Origin of the sequence: Propionibacterium sp., from assembly GCF_047719395.1 — a bacterium.
In the GTDB taxonomy this organism is placed as follows: domain Bacteria; phylum Actinomycetota; class Actinomycetes; order Propionibacteriales; family Propionibacteriaceae; genus Propionibacterium.
Genome location: NZ_JBDNTB010000096.1, coordinates 1 through 4,737, shown reverse-complemented (window position 1 = coordinate 4,737; position 4,737 = coordinate 1). Strand labels below are relative to the sequence as shown.

The following is a 4,737-nucleotide window of genomic DNA, read 5'->3' as shown; positions in this document are numbered from 1 at the left end:
GCCGCCGGGCAGCTTGGCAACTGGGGCGTGCGGCCCCCCCCCCCGCCGCCGCGGGGCCTCTCGTGCGGGGGGCGGCCGCCCCCCGCCGGCCCCCCGGGACAAGAAGAGGAGAACACGATGGGTCGTTTCCATCGCCACGATGACGGCACCTGGCATTCGCACGAGCACGACGAGTCGGGACACATGCACGAGCACGGCGAGCCTGGTCACGGGCGCTCCCACGATCACCAGCACTCCCACGATCACGAGGCCTCTCCCGCCAGCCAGGAGATCATCGGCGACCACTCCGGCTACCAGACTGGGCGCGAGCGCATCGAAATCCTGGAGGACATCTACGCCGAGAACGATCGGCTCGCCGCTGCCAATCGGGCTTCGCTGGATGCCGCTGGGGTGACTGCGGTCAATCTGATGAGTTCGCCGGGTTCAGGCAAGACCGCCCTGCTGGCGCGCACCCTTGAGGCGCTGCGCGACCAGGTGAGAGTGGGCATCGTGGAGGGCGATATCGAAACTCCGCTGGACGCCGAGAGGCTTGGGGGCTTCGGAGCCCAGATATCGCTGCTCAACACCGGAAACGGTTTCGGTGGCGAATGCCATCTTGATGCGCCGATGGTCGCCAATGCACTGGGCGGGCTGGATCTCGCTGCTCTCGACCTGGTCGTCATCGAGAATGTCGGCAATCTCGTCTGCCCGGCTGAGTTCGACGTGGGGGAGCACCGCAAGGCGATGGTGTACTCGATCACCGAGGGTGAGGACAAACCACTGAAGTATCCGGTGATGTTCCGCTCGGTGGCAGCGGTGGTGGTCAACAAGATCGACCTGGCGCCCTATCTGGATTTCGATCGCGAGCTGTTCATGAACAATCTGCATCAGGTGAATCCCAATGCCGAAGTGTTCGAGCTTTCCGCCAAGACCGGGGATGGTGTGGATGCCTGGGTGTCCTGGCTGCTCGAAGGATGCGCCCTTCTGGAACCCGGCGTCGAGACAGGTGTCGCCGCAGAGTAATTTCTGCAACGGATTCACGGTGGATCCCGGGCCGCTACGGCTTGCCGAGTGGACGGTCATGTGCATGAATTTCGGCGTCGACGGCTGGCAGGAACCGACGCTGGGCGAGAATCTCGCGAGGGCGGGAGTCCGGCGCCGCGATTTCCTGGCCTATTGCGGGGGACTGGCCGCGATCTTCGCCACCAGCACGCTGGGGCTGGCGGGTGGGGCGCCCGAGGCTTCCGCCGAAGACACCACTGCAGCCGGAATCGCCGACAAGCTGGGCGGTGTGACCAAGCCCAATGTCGTCTGGTTGCAGCTCCAGGAGTGCACGGGCTGCATGGAGAGCACCATCCGCTCGGGCACCGACACGATTGAGGAGTTGGTGCTCCAGCTGCTCTCGGTCGACTACAACGAGCTCCTGATGGCGCCCTCGGGACAGGCGGCTGACAAGGCCTTGGCCGACGCCAATGCGCAACCGCACATCCTCGTGGTGAACGGTTCCATTCCCAAGGGTGAGAACGGTGCGTTTTGCACGATCGGCGGCAAGTCCGCAGAGCAGGTGCTCCGCGAGTCCGCCGAGCGCGCCACTGCCGTACTCGCTGTCGGTGCCTGCGCCGTGTGGGGGTCGGTACAGGCCGCCAGGCCCAATCCGACTGGCGCGGTGGGCGTCGACTCGATCATCACCGACAAGAAGGTCATCAACGTCGCAGGGTGCCCGCCGATCGGTGAGGTCATCACGGCAACGGTCGCCTACCTGCTCACCCACGACGGTGCGCTGCCGAAGACCGATGGTGAGGGCAGGCCGCTGTTCGCCTATGGGCAGCGCATCCACGACAAGTGCCAGCGGCGGTCGCATTTCGACGCGGGTCAGTTCGTGCGCACCTTCGACGATGAGGGCGCCCGGGAGGGCTGGTGTCTCTACGAGACGGGGTGCAAGGGGCCGAGCACCTACAGTCCCTGCCCGACGATCCAGTGGAATCTGCACACCAGCTGGCCAGTCGAGGCCGGGCATCCGTGCCTGGGATGCACCGAAAAGGACTTCTTCGACCGCTACACGCCCTTCTATCAGGCGCTGCCACGGATCGGCGCAGATGGTGTCGAGCTGAGCCCCCAGCAGGTCGGCTGGGGCCTGCTCGGTGTCGCGACAGCCGGGGTGCTGGGCCATGCCGGCCTCACCGCCGCCAAGTCGGCCTTCACCCACCGTGGCGACCGTGCGAGCGCACCGATCCAGGCCTTCGGCGACGCGGAGCGTGTCTGGCAACCGACCGGTGAACGCACCGGAGGCCAGACCGGTCCCGCCAGTGACGTCAAGGACGACCAGGGGAGCAACCCGGTGGATGGTCCGGCCGGGGCCTCCGATTCACGCCACGATGAAGCCTCCGACGAGGGGAGCGAAAAATGACCCAGCGAGTGGTGATCGATCCGCTGACCCGCATCGAGGGTCATCTGAGAATCGAGCTGGAGACCCAGGGGAACTCCATCTCCAAGGCATGGAGCGAGACCACGCAGTTCAAGGGCATCGAGACCGTCATCGGCGGGCGCGATCCGCGTGACGCCTGGGCCTTCGCCCAGCGAATCTGCGGAGTGTGCACCGCGGTGCATGCCATCGCCTCGGCAGTGGCCGTCGAGGATGCCATCGGCTCGCAGCCTCCACGGCAGGCCAGGCTCATCAGAGACCTCATCCTGGGCTCGCAGAACATCCAGGACCACGTCATCCACTTCTACCATCTGCACGCCTTCGACTGGGTGAACGTTCCCTCTGCTGCGACCGCCGATCCCGCCAAAGCAGTCGCCTTCGCCGAGTCGATTGGTTCCACCTGGAAGGGCAACACCCTGCAGCGGATGACCGAGGTGCGCGACACCGTCGCCGGCATCCTCAAGGCAGGTCAGCTGAGCGTCTTCACCGGCGGCTACTGGGACCATCCCGACTACCGTCTGCCGCCGGAGGCGAATCTGATGGCGGTTGCTCACTATCTCGACGCCCTGGAATTCCAGCGTTCGATGATTCGGATCGCCACCGTCTTCGGTGGCAAGAATCCGCACCCCAATTTCCTGGTCGGCGGCATGGCCTGCAGCATCGACCCGAAGGGCAATGGCTCGATCAACCAGACGCAGCTCGACGAGGTCGGCGGGTGGGTCAATGAGTGCGTGGAGTTCGTGCAGAACTGCTATGTGCCCGATGCCATGGCGATCATGGGCGTCTACAAGGACTACTTCGACATCGGTGCGGCTCAGCCGAATTTCTTCGCGGTCGGGCTGGCCGGTGCCTGCTTTGCCGGGAATCCGGCCGCGTCGACGCTCACCTCGCCCTATGGTGCGGTCAAGCCCGGCGTCCTGCTGGACGGTGACCTGCACACGGTGCATGACTTCGACCCCGCCAAGGTGGCCGAATGGGTCAGCTCCGCATGGATGCGCTATGACGGTGGTGACATCGGCCTGTACCCCGCCGAAGGCGAGACCATCGTGAACTACACGGGGCCCAGACCGCCGTATGAATGGCTTGCCGACAGCAAGGAGTACACGTGGTGCAAGGCACCACGCTATGACGGCCACGTCATGCAGGTCGGCCCGGTGGCGCGCCTTCTGCTGGCGAATGCGCAGGGCCATGAGGTGACGGGCAAGGCTGTCGAGGCCGCTCGCACGAAACTCGGCATCAGCCTCGAACAGTTCAACTCCACGGCCGGACGGACGCTGGCTCGGGCCATCGACTGCTCAGTGGTCGCGCAGATCCTGTCGGAATCGGTCTATCCCGAATTCGTGAAGAACATCCAGGCCGGCGACACGAATGTCTTCGACGCCACCCGATGGGAACCCAGTTCCTGGCCCAAGCATTGCGCGGGCTTCTCCTTCCTCGAGGTGCCGCGCGGCAACCTGAGTCACTGGGTGGGCATCGACGACGAAAAAGTCTCCCGCTACCAGGCCGTGGTGCCCACCACCTGGCTGGCCGGCGGCCGGGATGCCACGGGCACGCCGGGCCCCTATGAGGAATCCCTCGGCGGCACCGGCATGCACCCGCTGGCGAACCCCGATGAGCCTCTGGAGCCGCTGCGCACCATCCACTCCTTCGATCCCTGCATGTCCTGTGGCGTGCACGTGCTCGATCCCGCGGGAACCGAATTGAATGTGGTGACGTCATGACCGAGATGCAACAGCTCGCCGACGAGCGATCAACCGAAGAGGCAGCACAGGCGCCCATCCAGATGGGCTATCCGTTCAGCGTCGGTCACATCACCGAGGCCAGGGTCATGGCCGCGATCGCGGCGGCACCTGTTGACACCGACGATGAAGTGGCCATCGCGGCGCGGCGGGCACTGAGCGTCCAGCTTCCCGAGATTTCGATCCCAGTGGTCGATGCCGCCGATGTTGATCCAGCCTGCGAGGCTCGCCGATTCACGCTGGTGCGTGTCCACGACTTCCCCATCGCCAAAGGGCGCAACGAGGATGTCGTCATCATGCGCGGTGACTTCGCCGAAGTGCTCGGCGCGGTCAGGATCGGCCGTGAAGACCGCACGGTGCTGAAGAAGAACGTCGCCTATGCCGAGCGGCGGGGCCGGCGGGTGCTCGGCGGGGGGGGGGGGCCCCGCGCCCGCGCCGCGGCACGCCGGCGGGGGCGGGGGAGTTCGGTGGGGGGGGGCGGGGCGGCCGCCCGCGCCTGCGGGGGCGGCGGGCGCCGCGGCGCGTCGGCGGGCCGGCGCGCGCGGGCGGCGCGGGGGGCGGGGGGGGGGTGGGGGGGGGGGGGGGGGGGTGGGGGGG

The 4,737-nt window shown here is 66.6% G+C and carries 4 protein-coding genes; all 4 read left to right on the top strand.

Annotated elements, in window-relative coordinates; translation table 11 throughout:
• Positions 1-117: 117 nt before the first annotated feature.
• Positions 118-1,002 carry a hydrogenase nickel incorporation protein HypB gene (hypB, locus tag ABF648_RS11835; RefSeq protein WP_415632449.1) on the top strand — a complete coding sequence of 295 codons (885 nt, stop codon included), beginning with the start codon at positions 118-120 and terminating at the stop codon, positions 1,000-1,002.
• Positions 1,003-1,021: 19 nt separating this feature from the next.
• Positions 1,022-2,386 (top strand): hydrogenase small subunit, encoded by a 1,365-nt coding sequence (locus ABF648_RS11830; RefSeq protein ID WP_415632448.1) that lies wholly within the window; start codon positions 1,022-1,024, stop codon positions 2,384-2,386.
• Positions 2,383-4,122, top strand: a complete 1,740-nt coding sequence (locus ABF648_RS11825) for a nickel-dependent hydrogenase large subunit (RefSeq protein ID WP_415632447.1) — start codon at positions 2,383-2,385, stop codon at positions 4,120-4,122. Before ABF648_RS11830 ends, ABF648_RS11825 begins: the two co-directional genes overlap by 4 nt.
• Positions 4,119-4,737: hypothetical protein (locus ABF648_RS11820; RefSeq protein WP_415632446.1), on the top strand; the 619-nt coding region annotated here is incomplete at its 3' end. The genes ABF648_RS11825 and ABF648_RS11820, both read left to right, overlap by 4 nt.